17 protein-coding genes are annotated in these 16,660 nt (G+C 70.3%); 3 read left to right on the forward strand and 14 right to left on the reverse strand.

The genetic code is table 11. The annotated features are described in order from the left end of the window. From AC3A6Y_RS10375 to AC3A6Y_RS10405, 7 genes are all read right to left on the reverse strand, one after another. Positions 1 to 1,137: an ABC transporter substrate-binding protein gene (locus tag AC3A6Y_RS10375; protein ID WP_487868138.1), complete on the reverse strand. Its 1,137-nt coding sequence runs from the start codon at positions 1,135 to 1,137 to the stop codon at positions 1 to 3. After that, positions 1,134 to 2,348, reverse strand: coding sequence for a YlbE family protein (locus tag AC3A6Y_RS10380; protein ID WP_487868139.1), 1,215 nt, complete (start codon positions 2,346 to 2,348; stop codon positions 1,134 to 1,136). The genes AC3A6Y_RS10375 and AC3A6Y_RS10380 overlap by 4 nt, the downstream gene beginning before the upstream one ends. Continuing rightward, positions 2,345 to 3,958: an ATP-binding cassette domain-containing protein gene (locus AC3A6Y_RS10385; protein WP_487868140.1), complete on the reverse strand. Its 1,614-nt coding sequence runs from the start codon at positions 3,956 to 3,958 to the stop codon at positions 2,345 to 2,347. Before AC3A6Y_RS10385 ends, AC3A6Y_RS10380 begins: the two co-directional genes overlap by 4 nt. Before the next feature lie 178 nt (positions 3,959 to 4,136). Then, positions 4,137 to 5,081, reverse strand: coding sequence for a branched-chain amino acid ABC transporter permease (locus tag AC3A6Y_RS10390; RefSeq protein ID WP_487868141.1), 945 nt, complete (start codon positions 5,079 to 5,081; stop codon positions 4,137 to 4,139). Beyond that, complete coding sequence (locus tag AC3A6Y_RS10395) at positions 5,078 to 5,947, reverse strand: branched-chain amino acid ABC transporter permease (RefSeq protein WP_106554393.1); 870 nt, start codon at positions 5,945 to 5,947, stop codon at positions 5,078 to 5,080. Before AC3A6Y_RS10395 ends, AC3A6Y_RS10390 begins: the two co-directional genes overlap by 4 nt. After that, positions 5,944 to 6,573 carry a hypothetical protein gene (locus tag AC3A6Y_RS10400; protein ID WP_487868142.1) on the reverse strand — a complete coding sequence of 210 codons (630 nt, stop codon included), beginning with the start codon at positions 6,571 to 6,573 and terminating at the stop codon, positions 5,944 to 5,946. The genes AC3A6Y_RS10395 and AC3A6Y_RS10400 overlap by 4 nt, the downstream gene beginning before the upstream one ends. 46 nt (positions 6,574 to 6,619) lie before the next feature. After that, positions 6,620 to 7,984, reverse strand: coding sequence for an aromatic ring-hydroxylating dioxygenase subunit alpha (locus AC3A6Y_RS10405; RefSeq protein WP_487868143.1), 1,365 nt, complete (start codon positions 7,982 to 7,984; stop codon positions 6,620 to 6,622). A gap of 240 nt (positions 7,985 to 8,224) precedes the next feature. Here AC3A6Y_RS10405 and AC3A6Y_RS10410 point away from each other — a divergent pair, with 240 nt between their 5' ends. Together AC3A6Y_RS10410 and AC3A6Y_RS10415 are read left to right on the forward strand one after the other, a co-directional pair. After that, positions 8,225 to 8,452, forward strand: coding sequence for a type II toxin-antitoxin system HicB family antitoxin (locus AC3A6Y_RS10410; RefSeq protein WP_487868144.1), 228 nt, complete (start codon positions 8,225 to 8,227; stop codon positions 8,450 to 8,452). Then, positions 8,452 to 8,676 (forward strand): type II toxin-antitoxin system HicA family toxin, encoded by a 225-nt coding sequence (locus AC3A6Y_RS10415; protein ID WP_487868145.1) that lies wholly within the window; start codon positions 8,452 to 8,454, stop codon positions 8,674 to 8,676. Before AC3A6Y_RS10410 ends, AC3A6Y_RS10415 begins: the two co-directional genes overlap by 1 nt. An 18-nt stretch (positions 8,677 to 8,694) precedes the next feature. Here the strand turns inward: AC3A6Y_RS10415 and AC3A6Y_RS10420 are convergent, their stop codons facing one another. The 6 genes from AC3A6Y_RS10420 to mutL all read right to left on the reverse strand — a co-directional run bounded on the left by AC3A6Y_RS10420 (position 8,695) and on the right by mutL (position 15,417). Continuing rightward, a complete protein-coding gene (locus AC3A6Y_RS10420; protein ID WP_487868146.1) occupies positions 8,695 to 10,053 on the reverse strand; it encodes an NAD(P)H-dependent oxidoreductase in 1,359 nt (452 codons plus the stop codon). A 49-nt stretch (positions 10,054 to 10,102) separates the two neighbouring features. Beyond that, positions 10,103 to 10,507: a DUF4189 domain-containing protein gene (locus tag AC3A6Y_RS10425; protein WP_487868147.1), complete on the reverse strand. Its 405-nt coding sequence runs from the start codon at positions 10,505 to 10,507 to the stop codon at positions 10,103 to 10,105. 112 nt (positions 10,508 to 10,619) lie between these two features. Then, positions 10,620 to 11,279 carry an ABC transporter ATP-binding protein gene (locus AC3A6Y_RS10430; RefSeq protein WP_487868148.1) on the reverse strand — a complete coding sequence of 220 codons (660 nt, stop codon included), beginning with the start codon at positions 11,277 to 11,279 and terminating at the stop codon, positions 10,620 to 10,622. A 106-nt stretch (positions 11,280 to 11,385) separates the two neighbouring features. Continuing rightward, on the reverse strand, positions 11,386 to 12,315 hold the full coding sequence (gene miaA / locus AC3A6Y_RS10435; RefSeq protein WP_487868149.1) for a tRNA (adenosine(37)-N6)-dimethylallyltransferase MiaA: 930 nt from the start codon (positions 12,313 to 12,315) through the stop codon (positions 11,386 to 11,388). A gap of 126 nt (positions 12,316 to 12,441) precedes the next feature. Next, entirely contained in the window at positions 12,442 to 13,410 is a 969-nt protein-coding gene (locus tag AC3A6Y_RS10440; protein WP_487868150.1) for an alpha/beta hydrolase, read from the reverse strand. A 147-nt stretch (positions 13,411 to 13,557) separates the two neighbouring features. Further along, the gene (gene mutL, locus AC3A6Y_RS10445) at positions 13,558 to 15,417 is read right to left on the reverse strand and encodes a DNA mismatch repair endonuclease MutL (protein WP_487868151.1); all 1,860 of its coding nucleotides are present in this window, start codon (positions 15,415 to 15,417) and stop codon (positions 13,558 to 13,560) included. 219 nt (positions 15,418 to 15,636) lie between these two features. Between mutL and AC3A6Y_RS10450 the strand changes: the two genes are divergently transcribed. Then, positions 15,637 to 16,287: a DedA family protein gene (locus AC3A6Y_RS10450; RefSeq protein ID WP_487868152.1), complete on the forward strand. Its 651-nt coding sequence runs from the start codon at positions 15,637 to 15,639 to the stop codon at positions 16,285 to 16,287. Positions 16,288 to 16,354: 67 nt separating this feature from the next. Here AC3A6Y_RS10450 and AC3A6Y_RS10455 read toward each other — a convergent pair whose 3' ends face one another. Beyond that, positions 16,355 to 16,630, reverse strand: a complete 276-nt coding sequence (locus AC3A6Y_RS10455) for a YMGG-like glycine zipper-containing protein (RefSeq protein ID WP_487868153.1) — start codon at positions 16,628 to 16,630, stop codon at positions 16,355 to 16,357. Positions 16,631 to 16,660 lie beyond the last annotated feature (30 nt).

The raw sequence follows: 16,660 nt of genomic DNA on the forward strand, positions 1-16,660 counted from the left end.
TCACTGCGAGGAGGCAAGCTCGAACTTGCCGCCCTTCACCGTCAGCATGACCACGCTCTCCGGCTTGGTGCCGAAGTGATCGGTGGGCGAGTAGGCATAGATCGCGGTCACGCCGACATGGCTCTTGGTGCCTTCGATCGCGTCGCGCACGGCCGCCGGGTCGGTGCCGGCCTTGCGGATCGCCTCCATCAGCAGCATCGCGGCGTCGTAGCCGTTGCCGGCGAAGGTGGCGGGCAGCTTGCCGTACTTCTTCTCGTAGTCGCGCACGAAGCCCTCCACCACCGCCTTCTGCGCGTCTCCCGCCGGCAGCGAGGCAGTGACGTAGAGCTTGGACGAGGGCAGCAGCACGCCGTTGGCCGAATCGCCGGCCAGCCGCAGGTAGTTGAAGTCGTTGGCCGAATGCGCGAGGTACAGCGGCGTCTTGATGCCGAGCGCGCGATGGTTCTTGGTCGAGATGGCGAGTCCCGGTCCGGTGGCCCAGGCCACGGTCGCCTGCGCGTCGGAGCCCCGGATCTTGGTGAGCTGCGGCGAGATGTCGGTGTCGGCATTGCCGAAGGTCTCCTTGGCGACGATCTGCACGCCGAAATCGCCCGCCAGCTTTTCCAGTGAATCGCGCCCGCTGGTGCCGAAGGCCACGTCGGAATTGAGGATGGCGATCTTCTTGATGCCCTTGGCCTGCATGTCCTTGAGCATCGCGGTCTGCACCACCACGTCGGTCAGCGGCGCGAGGAAGGTGAACTTCTTCTGCTCGGGCGGCAGCACGATGCCGCGCGAGGCGCCGTTGGAGATCATCGGCACCCTGGCCTTCTCGATGGTGTCGACCACCGCGAAGGAAGAGCCGCTGCTCATCGGGCCGATGATCGCGACCACCTTTTCCTGCTCGATCAGCCGCTTGGCGGCCGACACCGTCTTGGTGTTGTCGCTCTCGGAGTTCACGTTCACGAACTGCACCTTGCGGCCGTTGATGCCGCCTGCCGCGTTCACCTGCTCGACGGCGAGCATCGCGCCGTCCAGGCCGGGCTGGCCCAGCGAAGCGACGAAGCCGGAGGTTTCGAGCAGGCCGCCGATCTTGATGTCCTGGGCGTGGACGCCCGCTGAGACGAGCAGGGCGAGTGCGAGGGCTGCGAAGCGTTTCATGGTGGGCTCCTTCGGGGTTGCAGATCGGTGAAAACGTCGGCGAGCGCCTGCTCGAAGTGCGCGACCGAGGCCTGCCAGATGCCGCCGCCGATGCGGCCGCGCTCGCCCCGCGCGTCGAGGACGCCGAGCGCCACCACGGGCGCCTTGCGCGTGGTGGCCACGGCACGCGCCGACAGGCCGCAACGCGCGTGCGATGTGGCGAAGGCCGGGTGCGCATCCCACAGCAGTGCGCGCGCGAGCGCCTCGGGCGGCTCGGGGAGCCAGGCGCCCAATGCCTGCCGCTGCAGCGGCGCGTGGGCGAAGGCCATGGCGCCGAGTCCGAAGGCCTCGATCAGCGCGCTGTCGCCGATGGCGGGCAGGCGGTCGGATTCGGCGACGCCGTCCTCGAGCTTGCCGGCCGGCGGCGAGGACGCCGCCGTGTACCAGCGGCCCGGCCGCGCGGCGAGCTGCAGGCCCATCTGCACGCCGTTGCCGCCCATGGCGGTGACGAAGGCGCTGCCGGCGATGCCCTCGGCGGCTCCCAGCATGCACTTGACGGCGGCCATCCAGAGGTTGAGGAAGAAGCTCGGCGAGGCCGACAGGAAGCGGCGCGCCTCGCTGCTGGGCCCTTCGCCGGGCGGCAAGGCGAAAGCCTGCATGAGCAAGGCTGTGGCGGCCTGCGTGCGTCCGTGGCAGTCGTCGCCATCGGCCAGCGCCTGGTCGGCGATCGGCAGCAGGTCGATGCCGCGCCGGCAGGCGGGGCGGATGGCATCGGCGAAGGGACCATTGAGCCAGCGCAGATGGGCCACCACCTCCGGCCCCGGCAAGCCCAGGCGCAGGGCCGGGCCGCTGCCTCCGTTGAGTGGGGCACAGGCAGGCCCGGCCGTCCCGGCTGCATCGTGGACCACCTGCACCTGCTGAGAAGGCGACAGCACCGAGGCCAGCGGCTCGGCGCAGCGGTGGTCCTGCGCCGGCGCGAGGCGGATGCGGCCGTCCGCCAGCATCGCGAGCGCGTCGCTGCGGTCCCCGGCCCAGCCTTCGAACACCAGCGCCGCGGCGGCCGAATTGGCGACGGGCGCCGGGACGGCGGCAGCGTTCTCGAAGGGCGGTCCGGCGTGCAGCACCGTGCGCGCGGGGAAGTCGATCGCCTCGCCGGCGGGCCGCAGGTCGGCCAGCCGCGGCCGCACCCGCGCGATCGCATCGAAGGCGAGGGCGTCCGCTTCGTTCGTCATGCAGCGGCCACCATCGGCTCGTTCGCCGCGCGCGGATCGTCGCCTTCCCACCCCAGGTAGGCCTGCGCGATGTCCGGCCGCTCCAGCAGCTCGCGGCTGCTGCCCTGGGCCACCAGCCGGCCATTGACCAGGATGTAGGCGCGGTCGGCCACCTGCAGTGCCGAGCGCGCGTTCTGCTCCACCATCAGCACGGTCACGCCCAGTTGCGTGAGCCGTGGCAGCGACTCGAGGATTTCGCGCGAGACCTGCGGCGCCAGGCCGAAGGAAGGCTCGTCCAGCATCAGCAGCTTCGGCCGGTTCATGAGGGCACGGCCGATCGCGAGCATCTGGCCCTCGCCGCCCGAGAGCGTGCCGGCCTGCTGGTGCAGCCGCTCGCGAAGCTGCGGGAAGAAGCGCAGCACTTCCTCCAGCACCTCGTCCAGCTCGGCGGCGGCGCGGCCCATGGGCCACAGCAGGTTCGCGAGGCCCGACTTGCGCACCTGCGCATAGCGCCCGACCAGCAGGTTGTCGCGCACGCTCAACGCCGGGAACAGGGCGCGGCCTTCGGGCGCGAGGCTGATGCCGAGGCCGGCGCGGGCCTCCAGCGGCACACCCGCGAGATCGACGCCACCGAATTGCAGGCGGCCCGCGGCCGGCGGCTCGGCCCCCGCGATGGCCTTCAGCAGGCTCGACTTGCCGGCGCCGTTGGCGCCGATCAGCGCGACGATCTCGCCCTGGCGCACCTCGAGGCTGACCTGGTCGAGCGCCGTCAGGCCGTCGTAGCGCACCGCAAGCCCTTCGATGCCGAGCAGCTGCGGCGCGATCGAGGCGGTGGCGGCCGGCCGCACGGTGGCGGCCACGTCGGTGTTGCCGAGGTAGGCCTCGATCACGGCCGGGTCGGCGCGCACTTCGTCCGGCAGGCCGCGCGCGATCATGCGGCCGTGGTCGAGCACCACCATGCGCTCGGCGAGCCGGCCCACGAAGCCCAGGTCGTGCTCGACGAAGACCACCGTGCTGCCGCGCTGGCGGATGCGCAGGATCACCTCGACCAGCAGGTTCTTCTCCACCGTGTTGAGCCCGGCGCCGGGCTCGTCGAGGATCAGCAGCTCAGCGCCCGTGGCCAGCGCGCGCGCCACGGCGAGCAGGCGCTGCTGGCCGGCGGTCAGTTGTGTCGAGGGGGCGTCGGCGAGGTGGTCGAGGCCCACCACCTGCAATTGCTTCAGTGCCTCCTCGCGCAGTTGCTGCCGCACGCGCGGTGCGCGGCCGAAGCCGAGCAAGCCGTCGAGCACGCCGCTGCCGCTCTTCGCCACGCCGGCGGCCATCACGTTTTCGCGCACCGAGAGGCCGCGCAGCACCTCGGCGCCCTGGAAGGTGCGCACCAGGCCCCGGCGGTTGACCTGCTCGGCCGGCAGGCGGTCGATGCGCTCGCCCTTGAAGTGCACCTCGCCGCTGTTCGCGGGCACCGCGCCCGAGATCACGTTGAGCAGGGTGGACTTGCCCGCGCCGTTGGGGCCGATGAGCGCCAGGATCTCGCCCCGGCGCACGTCGAAGGACACGGCGTCGAGCGCCTGGAGCCCGCCGAAGCGTCGGCTGACCTCGCGCACCTCGAGGAGGACCTCGCCTCGGGTCATTGGAAGACCTCCGCGCCATGCGCTGCGGTGCTGTTCGCCTTCGGAGCGGCCGTGCGGCTCACTGGAGTACCTTCGCCTTCGGCTGCGGTGCTATTCGCCTTGGGAGCGGCCCGGCGGCTCACTGGAGTACCTTCGCCTTCGGCTACGGTGCTATTCGCCTTGGGAGCGGCCCGGCGGCTCATGCGGCAGACTCCTTGCCGGCGGCAACGATCCGGCGGTACGCGTCGACCAGCCCGGCCAGCAGTCCGCGCGGGCAGTAGATCATCACCACCACCAGCAGCACGCCGTAGATCACCACGTCGTAGCGGCCGAAGGGCTTGAGCAGCTCGCTGATCAGCACCACGAAGAACACGCCGAAGAGCACGCTCCAGGTGCCGGCGAAGCCGCCGAGCGCGACGATCAGCAGCAGCCGGATGGAGAAGCCGACGTCGAAGGGCCCGGGGCTGATGTAGCCCAGCCAGTGCGCGTAGAGCGCGCCGCCCAGGCCGGCGTAGGCGCCGCTGAGCGCCATGATCTGCCTTTTGAGCCGCGCGCTCGCGATGCCGATGGAGCCGGCCACCGGCTCGCTCTCCGCCACCACGCGCATGCTGAGGCCGGCCGGCGACTGCACCAGATTGCCGGCCAGCAGCATCCCCGCGAGGCAGACCGCCCAGACCAGCGGGTACATCGCCATGTCGGAGCCGAGGGCGAAGCCGCCGAGGGCCAATGGCCGGATGTCCGAGAGACCGTCCTGCCCGCCGGTCAGCCAGCGCCACTCGACGAAGCCGACGTGCACGATGATGCCGAAGGCCAGCGTGGCCATCGCGAGATGGTGGCCGCGCAGGCGGAACACCAGCCAGCCGATGGCCCAGGCCGTCAGTGTCGAGAGCGCCGTGGCGAGCACCAGCGCCAGCCAGGGGTTCAGCCCCAGCGACTTGGTGACGATGGCCGACGCGTAAGCGCCCAGGCCCACGAAGGCCGCATGCCCGAGCGAGATCTGGCCGGTGTAGCCCATCAGCAGCGACAGGCCCAGGGCCGGCAGCGCGAACAGCGCGGCCACCACGAAGAGGTTGGTCAGGTAGGCATTGCCGAGCGCATACACCGCGGCCAGGAAGCCCGCCAGGAGCAGCAGCTTCTTCGTCATCGCTTCACCGTGCCGAGCTCGCCGAGCAGGCCGCCCGGGCGCAGGAAGAGGAAGACCAGCAGCATCACGAACGCGATCGCGTTCTTGAAGCCGGAGCTCAGGTAGCCGGTGGAAAAGGCCTCGAGCAAGCCGAGCACCAGCCCGCCGAGCGCAGCCCCGATGGGGTTGCCGAAGCCGCCGATGATGCAGGCCACGAAGCCCTTGATGCCGAGGAAGACGCCGCTGTCGTACTGCATGAGCGCGATGGGCGCGACGATCACGCCCGCGATGGCGCCGGTCAGTCCCGACAGCAGGAAGCCGATGGCGCGCATCGTGCGCGTGGGAATGCCCATCAGGCCCGCCGCGCGGGGGTCCATGGCGCAGGCGCGGTAGGCCTTGCCGAGGTAGGTGCGCGTGTAGAACACGTAGAGCGCCACCATCAGCAGCGCGGCGCTGCCCAGGATCCAGAGGGCTTGCGGCGGCACGGTCACGCCGCCCAGGCTGATCGGCTGCTCGCCCGAGAAGGCGGGCAGGGGCTGCGCATCGGTGCCCCAGACGAGCACCGCGATGCCCTGGAAGGCCACGCCCACGCCGATGGTGATGATGATGCCGCGCATCACGTCCGGCCCCGCAGGCCGGATCGCCACGCGCTCCATCACGACGCCCAGCAGTCCCACCGCCAGCACCGAGGCCGCGATCGCCACCGGCAGCGAGGCGCCGAAGCCCAGCAGGCCCACCGCGCCGAGGGCGCCCAGCATCGAGGCGTCGCCCTGGGCGAAGTTGACGATGCCGGTCACGTTGTAGACCGCGGTGTAGCCGATCGCGATCAGGCCGTAGATGCAGCCCACCACGAGGCCGGAGGCCAGGTACTGGAAGAACTCGGTCATGCCGGCGTCCCCGCGGGCGCGACCTGCATCCACGACTCCGAGAAGGCGAGGAAGGCCGTGCTCTTCTTCGTGTCGGCGAAGTCGCGCACGGCGATGCGGCCCTTCAGCGGCTTGCCGTTGATGGTGACCTCGGCCTCCGAGGCGTCGAGGAAGAGGCTGTACATCTGGTGCTCCTTGGTCGGGCCCTTCTCGGCCGGCATGTCGACCGCATAGGGCTGGCCGAGGCCGCCCCAGGTCATCACCACCTCGAAGCCGTCGGACTTCACGATCTCCTGGTAGCGCGAGCGCGTGTCGCCGGCGCGCTGCACCTCGGTGGCCGCGAGGTAGCTGATCGCGCCGATGCCCGGCGAGACGCGGAAGGAGGCGAAGCGCGAGAAGAACCGGTCGACCAGGAAGCGCGCCAGCGCCTCGTTGTCGCTGATGCAGAAGTTGTGCACCTCGGGCAGGCCGCGGGCGGTGCCGGGCTGGTCGAGCACGACCACGCCGCTGCCCATGCCGTAGGGCGAATAGACCACGCGGAAGAAGGTCGCCAGGCCGGTCCAGGGGCCGTCCTGCGTTTCCTTCAGGTAGATGCCGGGGTTTTCGCCGGTCCAGTCGACGCGGCCGGGATGGATGGGGGATGGCATGAAGAGCGCTCCTCGGACGGCGTTGGGTTCGGGTGTCGAAGGGCCTTCAGGCCACGGCCTCGCGCCGGCGCTCGGCGTATTCGCGGATCAGCGCGCGCACCTGCTGCAGGCGGTCGGCCTGCTCCTGGTGCGGGCCCTTGACGACGATCTCGGTGATGGCCTTGCCCACCGCCCGCACGAGTGCGCCGTCGGCCTCGCGGTCTTCGCCGCGCGCGGGAACGGGCACGACCGTGTCGTGCGTGTAGGTCGGGATCAGGCCGCCGCTGCGTACCGGCGAGAGGGTGGGCTCGCCGCCCTCGGCCACGCGCCTGATCTGGCGGCGCAGCAGCTGGCGCAGCATGGCCACGCCGCGGTCGCAGCGGGTGAGGTTCTCCAGCGCGTGGATCGCAATGGGGCGCTGCGAGATCTGCGCGTCGTAGTCGCCGGGGATGCGCTGGCGCTCCTCGTAGGGCCGATCGCCGCCCTGGCCGAAGAAGTCCACCGACTCGGGGCCGCACCGGCTCTCGTCGGCCAGGCCGCGCGGGTCGGCGTCGGGATGGAAGTGGCGCCAGCCGATGATGCGGCAGGTCGTGTTGTCCACCGGCGTGGTCCAGCGCGTGATGGCCACGCGCGCGAACTCCTTCGGGGTCGAGCCGTCTTCCCACACATGGCCCACCTGCGCCAGGTTGGGCAGCAGGATGTCGTTGGAGCGCACCCAGACGTTGTCGCCCCAGCGGCGCGAGGTCACGTAGATCATGCCGGTAGGCGTGGGCACGAAGTCCATCTCCGGCAGTTCGCCCCAGACGTCCGCGAAGTGCGAGAAGCTGATGCGCGTGTGCAGGAACACCGCGTGCGCCGGGTCCATCACGTTCTCATGCACCTGCAGCCAGTTGCAGGGGTAGGTGATGTAGTAGGGCACGAGCCGGTCGCCGGGGTGCTCGTAGGAGTCGTAGATCGGGAACTCGGGCTTCAGCGCGGGCGGGCCGAAGTAGCCGAAGACCAGGCCCTTGTACTCGTGCACCGGGTAGGCGCCATGGCAGAGGCTGTGGCGCAGCGTGGATTCGGGCGGGTCGCCGGGCGTCTCGAGGATGGTGCCGTCCACGCCGTACAGCCAGCCGTGGTAGCAGCAGCGCAGGCCGTTCTCCTCGCAGATGCCGAACTCGAGCGAGCTGCCGCGGTGACTGCAGTGCGGCTCCAGCAGGCCGACCTGCCCGTTCTTCGCGCGGAACAGCACCAGCGTCTCGCCGAACATGCGCACCTTGACCGGCAGCTCGCCCAGCTCGGACGACAGCGCCACGGGCTGCCAGAAGCGGCGCAGGTATTCGCCGGCCGGCGAGCCGCGCTCGACATGGGTGAGTTCCGCGTCCTCCGCCGGCGTCTTCTCGCGCTCGTAGGCCGAATAGGGTTTGATCAACAAGACCTTGTAGGACATCCGTGGCTCCGTGCATGCCCCGTGGGGACGGGCGGTGCGAGGGATCGTAGGGATGGCCGGAGGCCTGGACAATTCACATGATCGATGCGGAAAGTTCAGCTTTTCCGAACGTCAGGGTTCACCCGCACCCGAGACTGGCGCGTGGTATCTTTTGAACAAGCTTGCCGCATCAGCGCCCATCCAAACCACCGGCCGCAGCACGCGCGAACGTAGCCGCGCGGCTCACCAGGAGTCATCGCCATGGAACACATGATTCAGCTGCACATCGAAAAGCTGCCCGAGGGCGTGTACCTCGCCACCAGCGACGAGGTGCAGGGCCTCATTGCGCAGGGCCGCACCATTCAGGAGACCATCGAGATCGCACGCGATGTGGCCAGGAAGTTGATCGAGGCGCAGAGCGGCCCCAGCAACCCTCCGCTGCGGCCGGTACGCGAGGCCTTCGACTACCCGCTCATCGTCGCCACCTGATGGGCGCACTGGCGGGCTTTCGATATCAGGACGTCGTCAAGCGGCTGAAACAACTCGGCTTGGAATTCCACCGCCAGGCCGCGGGCTCGCACGAGATCTGGTTCAACCCCGCGCTGAATCGGTACACCACCATTCCCAATCACCCCGGCGACATGCCGGAGGGAACGCTGCGCGCAATCCTCAAGCAGGCGGGCATCGACGCCGAGTCCTTTCTGCAAAGGTAGGCGCAGCCTCCGAATACTTCAGGCAGCGTCGGTCCGTTCCGGCGCGAACATCGCCTCCATCTCGCGGCGCAGCCTGTACGCATGCGTCGTGCTGTCCATCGCCACGTCGGCCCAGCAAAGGCTCTGGCCCTTCTTCACCGGGCGCACCAGCTTCACGTTGTGCGCGAGGCCGAGCGGCAGTCCGCCGAGCCGCATCGAGCGTTCGGCCGGCAGCAGCTTGCCCCACACCGTGTAGCCGCCTTCGCCGTCGAGCGTCTCGCCCGCCGCGAGGTCGCGCTTGGCGGTGGCGACCACGTCGGCGTTCCAGCAGGTGGCCACGCCCGTGGGCTCGCCGCGCAGCGCCACGCTCGCGACCGACACGCCGACCTCCAGGCCGATCAGGTGCCAGCGCTTGTAGAGGGTGAAGTAGCGCCCGCTCGGATCGGTGTGGGCGTTGTATTCCTCGAAGCAGTTCCTGATGTAGTCGGTCTCGGCCTCGACCGTGACCCACACGCCCATGCGGATGTCGTAGGGGATGCGGCGGCCGTCGGCCTCCAGCGAGGACACCACCTCCACCATGCCCTTGCGCTCGAGCACGCCGCCTTCGCTCTTCGGCCGCGTGACGAAGGGGATGTCTTCCACGCTGGCCGGCGGGTAGAGCAAGCCGTCGGAGGGCACGCCGAGGCCGGTGGCGTTGGCGACCGCGGCGCTTTCGATCGAGGGCTTGGAGCCGTCGAGGAAGCTGTTGAACATCTTGGGGTTGAGGCCGCCGCGCTTCGCCTGCTCGGGCGTGAGGCCGTAGTGGCCCCACACCGTCTCGGGCGTCGATTCGCTGAAATGCGGCAGCCACTTGTGGCCGCGCCCGGCCGCCACCACCGGGAAGCCGCAGGTGCGCGCCCAGTCGACCAGGTCGCAGATCAGCGCCGGCTGGTCGCCGAAGGCGAGCGAGTACAGCACGCCGGCCTGCTGAGCGCGGCGCGCGAGCAGCGCGCCGCAGAAGGCGTCGGCCTCGACCGTGACGTTGACCACGTGCTTGCCGTGGGCGAAGGCATCGAGGCAGTGCTCCACGGCGGCGACGGGGTTGCCGGTGCACTCGACCACGATGTCGATGGACGGCTCGCGGGTCAGGGCCTGCCAGTCTTCGGTGATCCAGGTCGTGCCGTTCTGCAGCGCCTCCTGCACCGAGCGGGCGGCGGCACGCTCGGGCTTCCAGCCGACGCGCTCGAGGTTCGTGCGCGCCGCATCGGGCGACAAGTCGGCGATGGCCACCAGTTGCACGCCGGGCGTGCGCGGGACCTGCGCCAGGTACATGGCGCCGAACTTGCCGGCGCCGATCAGGCCGATGCGCACCGGCTTGTTCTCGGCGGCGCGCTGCTGGAGTCGTTGATGCAGGCTCATGGGTCAGGCTCTCAAAGGGGTCGATGTTCTCGCGACGGCGCTCGCATGTTCACCGCCGCGAGCAGACGCTGACGACCACCTTGCAAGGCTCGGTCGGCAGATGGCTTTCGCATTGGCTTGCCGCCGCCTTGCTTGCCGCGCTGGCCGTGGGCGCGATGGCCGTGCCCCATTCCCCGTAGTTGCCGGTGGCGAGCGCGCCGCAGGCGCGATCGAAGTAGGCGCGGACGGCACAGGCGCCCGGGCGGCCCGCTGCGCGATCGCACTGGGCGCGGGCGGCAAGCTCGGCGGCGCTGCGGGAAGGCTGGTCGTAGGCGTAGCCGTACCACCCCTGCTGGGTCGCGATCGCGCCCCAGCTCGGGCCGGGCGCGGCCCGCACCGGGAACACGGCGATCACCCCGCATGACAGCAGCGCAAGCAGGCCACGCAGGCGAGCGGAACATGATCGAAAGCGCATCCCGGAAGGATCGCACAACCAGTGGAGCGCAACAGCCGATTCGAACGTACGCCGCGCCAAGGAGGGCCTTGCTGCACATGCGCGCAATGGCTTCGGCTTTTCGACTGTCACTTCACTGTCCACGGCCAGGCACGATGCCGCCTGCGCTCAGGTGCAGCACCCGGTCGGCCCGCGCCGCGGCGGCCTCCGAATGCGTGACCAGCACCAGGGAGGCGCCGTGCTCGCGCGTCTGCGCGAACAGCACCTCCATCACCTTCGCCGCGGTGCCCGGGTCGAGATTGCCGGTGGGCTCGTCGGCCAGCAGCAGCGCGGGCCGGTGCACCAGCGCACGCGCGATGGCCACGCGCTGCAGCTGGCCGCCGCTCAACTGCTGGGGGAGGCGTTCGCCCAGGCCCGCGAGGCCCACGGCCTCGAGCATGTGCGCCACGCGCGCCGGGGCCGTCTGCTTCAGCAGCATCAGCGGCAAGGCGACGTTCTGCGCCACGTCCAGGTGGGGCAGCACATGGAAAGCCTGGAACACGAAGCCCACCTGGCGGCGGCGCCAGAGCGCGCGCGCCTCGCCGTCGAGCCTGCCGATGTCGACGCCGTCGTGCACGATGGTCCCGGCGTCCCAGCTGTCCAGGCCGGCCATGCAGTTGAGCAGCGTGGACTTGCCCACGCCAGATTCGCCGACGATGGCGACGAACTCGCCGGGCGCGACCGCGAGCGAGACCTGCTCGAAGACGGTGCTGTCGCCGTAGCGCTTGGCCAGGCCCTCGACCTTCAGCGTCATGGCGTGCCTTCGCCTGCGGCTGCGGTGGGTGCGGCTCGGCGGCTGATCGGCGTACCTTCGCCTCCGGCCACGGTACGAGCCCCCTTCGGAACGGCCGGGCGGCGGCTCATTCGATCTCGCCCACCGCGGTCACGATGCGCGCGATCGCATCGGGCGCTTCGGCCGGCACGACGCGCCGTGCGGGCATGCTGCGCAGCCAGGTGATCTGCCGCTTGGCGAGCTGGCGCGTGGCCGCGATGCCGCGCTCGCGCAACTCGGCCAGGGGCCAGGCGCCGTCCAGCGCCTCCCAGGCCTGGCGGTAGCCGACGCTGCGCATCGAGGGCAGGTCCGGCGCGAGGTCGCCGCGCGCGCGCAGGGCCAGCACCTCGTCGAGAAAGCCTGCCGCCAGCATCGCGTCGAAGCGCTCGGCGATGCGCTGGTGCAGCCACGCGCGCTCCGCAGGTTCGAGCGAGAAGAGCGCGAGCGGCGGAAGGCCGCCTGCACGTTCCGAGGCATGGAAGCTGGAGATCGCGCGCCCGCTCGTGAGCCAGACCTCCAGCGCGCGCTGGATGCGCTGGCTGTCGTTGGGTGCGAGCCGTGCGGCGGTGGGCGCATCGACCTGCGCCAGCTTCGCATGCATCGCCGGCCAGCCCAGTGCGGCGGCCTCGGCTTCCAGGCGGCTGCGCAGGTCCGGGTCGGCTGCGGGCATCGCGTCGATGCCTTCGGCGAGCGCCTTGAAGTACAGCATGGTGCCGCCCACCAGCAACGGCAGGCGGCCCCGTGCGCGGATCTCGGCAATGAGGCGCGTGGCATCGGAGACGAAGGCCGCCGCGCTGTAGGGCTCGCGCGGATCGCGGATGTCGATCAGGTGGTGCGGCGCGACGGCGCGCTCGGCGGCGGTGGGCTTGGCGGTGCCGATGTCCATGCCGCGGTAGACCAGGGCCGAGTCGACGCTGACGATCTCCACCGGCCGCGCGCGCGCGATCGCGAGCGCGGCCGCGGTCTTGCCGGAGGCCGTGGGCCCGGCCAGGGCCACGTAGCCGGCCTCAGTGGGCATGGGGTTCGGCGGTGCAGCGCGCCGGCGGGGGAGAGGCGCGCGAGGCGGGGGTGGCGGCGGAAGCTGCGGTGGGCGGCATGCGCCCGAGGGTAGCAAATGCGATGCGCCGAAGCGGCGGGGCGGAAATCAGATCTTGTGCGGCGGCGCCGAGCCGGCATCGCGCTGCTCGGCGGGCTGCGCCGGCTGCGCGGCAGGTGTCACGCGCGGCGCTTGCGCTTCATCCGGGGCCTGGGCTGCGAGCACGGTGGGGGGCTTCATGCGGAACAGCTGGGCCAGCGCGGCGCGGTACTGCACCTCGCCGATGGAACCGGTACTGTGGTGCGAGCCGCCCTCGACCAGCACGAACTGCTTGGGCACGGTGGCGGCCTCGTAGAGCTTGCGTCCGAGGGTCGGGTTGATCAGGCTGTCGGCGCTGCCGTGCACCACCAGCAGCGGGGCGCCGATGTTCTTGACCTTGGCGATGGCCTCGAAGCGCTGCGTGAGGAAGGGACCGAAGGGCAGCCAGCCCCACTTGAAGCTGCCGACCACGTCGGCGATGGAGGTGAAGGTGCTCTCGACGATGGTGCCGCTTTCGTCGTTCACCTGCGCGGCCAGGTCGATGCCGATCGCTCCGCCCAGCGAGTGGCCGAAGATGTAGCGGTGCTGCTTAGGGTGCCGCGCCGCCAGCCAGATCCAGGCGGCGCGCGCGTCTTCGCGGGCGGAGTCTTCCGAGGGCAGGGCCTTGCTGCTCTTGCCGAAGCCGCGGTAGTCGATGGCCAGCACCGAGAAGCCCAGCTCGTGCATGCGCCGCATTCGGGGCGCCGAGCCGGCCACGTTGTAGCGCGCACCATGCAGGTACAGCAGCACCGGCGTGTCGGCCGACTCCGGCGCGCCGCCCAGCCACAGGCCGTGCAGCCGGGCCGGCCGGCCGGTGACCTTGGAATCGAAGTCGATCCAGACATGCTCCATGCCTTCGCTCATGGCCTCGGAGTTGCCCCAGCTGCGGTCGCTGGGCTGGAAGATCCATTCGCGCTGCCGCTCGTCGAGGGTGGAGCAGCCCCCGGCCAGCAAGGCGACCAGGGCGGTGGCGGAGGCGAAGAGGGACCAGGACTTCATCGGAAAGCTGAATGACAGGCGATTGAGACGAAAGTTCAACTCAAGAGTGCCATGCAACGGCCGTGCCCGGGATCTCGATGACGCGTGAAAACCCTTGGTTACGCGGCCAACTTGCGACAAATGTACAGAAGTTGGCGGCAGGCAGCCTCAGCGGCCGCGCATGAAGAGGCTGTCCAGCTCTCTGACCGACAGCTGGCGCCAGGTGGGCCGGCCATGGTTGCACTGGTCGGAGCGCTCGGTGGCTTCCATCTGGCGTAACAAGGCGTTCATCTCGTCGATGGTCAGCCGCCGGTTGGCGCGCACCGCGCCGTGGCAGGCCATGGCCCCGAGCAGCTCGTTCTGGGCGCGCTGCACCACGGTGCTGGCGTCGTGCTGCGCCAGCTCGGCCAGCACGCTGCGCGCCAGCTCCACCGGGTCGCCGTCGGCCAAGGTGCCGGGCACCGCCCGCACCGCCAGCGTGCGTGGCGAGAAGGGGGTGATCTCCAGGCCCAGCGCCGGCAGCACCGCGGCGCAGGCCTCCGCGGTGGCGATTTCCTGGGGCGTGGCGGCGAAGGTGGCGGGGATCAGCAGCGGCTGGCTGGCAATGGCGGCGCCGTCCAGCTGGGTCTTCAGGCGCTCGTAGACGATGCGCTCGTGGGCCGCATGCATATCGACGATCACCAGCCCCTGGCTGTTCTCGGCCAGGATGTAGATGCCCTGGAGCTGGGCCAGTGCGCGGCCCAGGGGCCAGGCCTCGCCGTCCGCCGCCGGCGTGGGCCGGGCGGCCGGCTGCGCGACAGCGACGGCCGGGAAGGCCTCCGCCGATGCCGGCGCAGTGCTTGCCAGGGAGGTCGCCGGCGGCTCGCGCCGCTCGCTGGGCCACATCGCTGCCGCGTCGCCCAAGCCGCGCTCGGCGGCGAAATGCATCGACGGCTGGCGCCAGGTCGGCGCCACGGGCGCGCTGCGCGGCTTGAAGAAGGGTTCGGCCGGCGCCGATGCTGCATCGCCGGCGCGCGGGGCGGCCAGCGCGTTCTCGATCGCATGGCGCACCGCCTGGTGCACCTCGCGCCCGTCGCGGAAGCGCACCTCGATCTTGGTCGGATGCACGTTGACGTCGACCCGCGCCGGATCGATCTCGAGGTAGAGCGCGTAGACCGGCTGGCGCTGGCCGTGGAGCACGTCTTCATAGGCGCTGCGCACCGCGTGGGCCAGCACCTTGTCGCGCACGAAGCGGCCGTTGACGTAGAAGAACTGCTGGTCGGCGCGCGAGCGCGCGGCATCGGGGATGCCGGCGCGGCCCGTCACGCGCACCGGGCCGGCAGCATGCTCGACCGCCACGCTCTGCGCGACGAACTCGTCGCCCAGCGTGTCGGCCAGGCGCGGCTCGCGCGCCTGCGCAGCGCGCCATTGCTCGACCAGCTTGCCTTCGTGCCAGACCGCGAAGCCGACCTCGGGCCGTGCGAGTGCATGGCGCCGCACGGCCTCGATGCAGTGGGCCAGCTCGGTGGCGTCGGTCTTCAGGAACTTGCGGCGCGCGGGCGTGGCGAAGAAGAGCTCGCGCACTTCGACGGTGGTGCCGGTGGCGCGGGCCACGGGGCGCAGCTCGCCGGTGCGGCCATCGAGTGCGAAGGCGCTGTCCGCGCCGGCCGCACGCGACAGCAGGCTGAGTTCGGCGATGGCATTGATGGCGGCCAGCGCTTCGCCGCGAAAGCCCATGGTGCCCACGGTCTCGAGCTCGCCGAGGCTCGCGATCTTGCTGGTCGCGTGGCGGCGCAGCGCCAGCGGCAGCTCGTCGCGCGGCAGGCCTTGGCCGTCGTCCTCGACCGAGATCAGGCGCACGCCGCCGGCCGCGAGCCGCACCGTGATCTGGCGAGCGCCGGCATCGAGGGCGTTGTCGAGCAGTTCGCGCACCACCGAGGCCGGACGCTCCACCACTTCGCCGGCGGCGATCTGGCTGATCAATTCGTCGGGGAGTTCGCGGATGGGGCGGCGCGCAGCCGGGGGGAGGGCAGAGGGAAGGGCGCTCACGCAATGATTCTAGTGGGCCGTAACAGTCGATACGGGGGTGAAGGCCGAGTCGACGGCGTGCAGGGCAAGGCGCAAGGCGCAGCAATAGCCGATGCCATTGCGAGCATTTGCAACGCCGCCATGCGCGTCTTCGGCGCGGCAGGCACTTCCGAATTGGCTGGTACGGTCCACAAGGGTTTCCCGGAGGGCACGCGCGCCGCACCCGGATAATGCGCGGCCATGGAAATCATCAGCTTCTTGGTCGACTTCATCCTTCATGTCGACAAACACCTGGAGACCTTCGTCGCCGCGTACGGCCCCTGGGTCTATGCGCTGTTGTTCCTGATCGTCTTCGTGGAGACCGGGCTGGTGGTCATGCCCTTTCTTCCGGGCGATTCGCTGCTCTTCATCGTGGGCGCGCTGTGCGGCGCGGGGCTGATGAGCTTCGGGATCGCGGTGCCGATCCTGATCGCCGCGGCGATCCTGGGCGACCAGTGCAACTACAGCATCGGGCGCTACTTCGGGCCCAAGGTCTTCCAGTGGGAGAGCTCGCGCTTCTTCAATCGCAGGGCCTTCGACCAGGCCCACGACTTCTACGAGCGCTACGGCGGCATCACGATCGTTCTGGCGCGCTTCATGCCCTTCATCCGCACCTTCGCGCCCTTTGTGGCAGGGGTGGCCGAGATGACGCGCGGCAAGTTCACGCTCTACAACATCGGCGGGGGCCTGCTCTGGGTGGTGGGCCTGTGCACGGCCGGCTACCTGTTCGGCAACCTGCCCTTTGTGAAGGAGCACCTGGACAAGATCATCTGGGCATTGATCATCGTGCCCGGCTTGATTGCCATCTTCGGTGCCTGGCGCGCGGGCCGCACGCCTTCATCGGCGCGTTGATCGGCGCAAGTCCAAAAAAAAGGCGTGCCATCGGCACGCCTTGCTCGTTCATGCGAGAAGCGCAGGGTCAGTAGGTCGGGCCGTTGTAGGGGTAGTAGCCACTGCGTTGCCCGCGGTAATAGTTGCGCTCGTCGGCGCGACGACCCACCTGGTTGCCGACCAGGCCGCCGATGGCCGCACCGCCCACCGTGCTGGCCGTATTGCCGCCGATGGCGTTACCGATCACCGCGCCGCCCACTGCGCCGCCGGCCGTGCCCCATTGCTCATTCGGACCTGCCGCGCAGCCCGTCAGTGCCATGATGGCTGTGGCCGCACCGGCCGTGATCCAGAGACGTGTGTTCATGATGTCCACCTTTCGATGAGTGATGAAGAC

This window comes from Variovorax sp. Soil_C_17 (genome assembly GCF_057657265.1).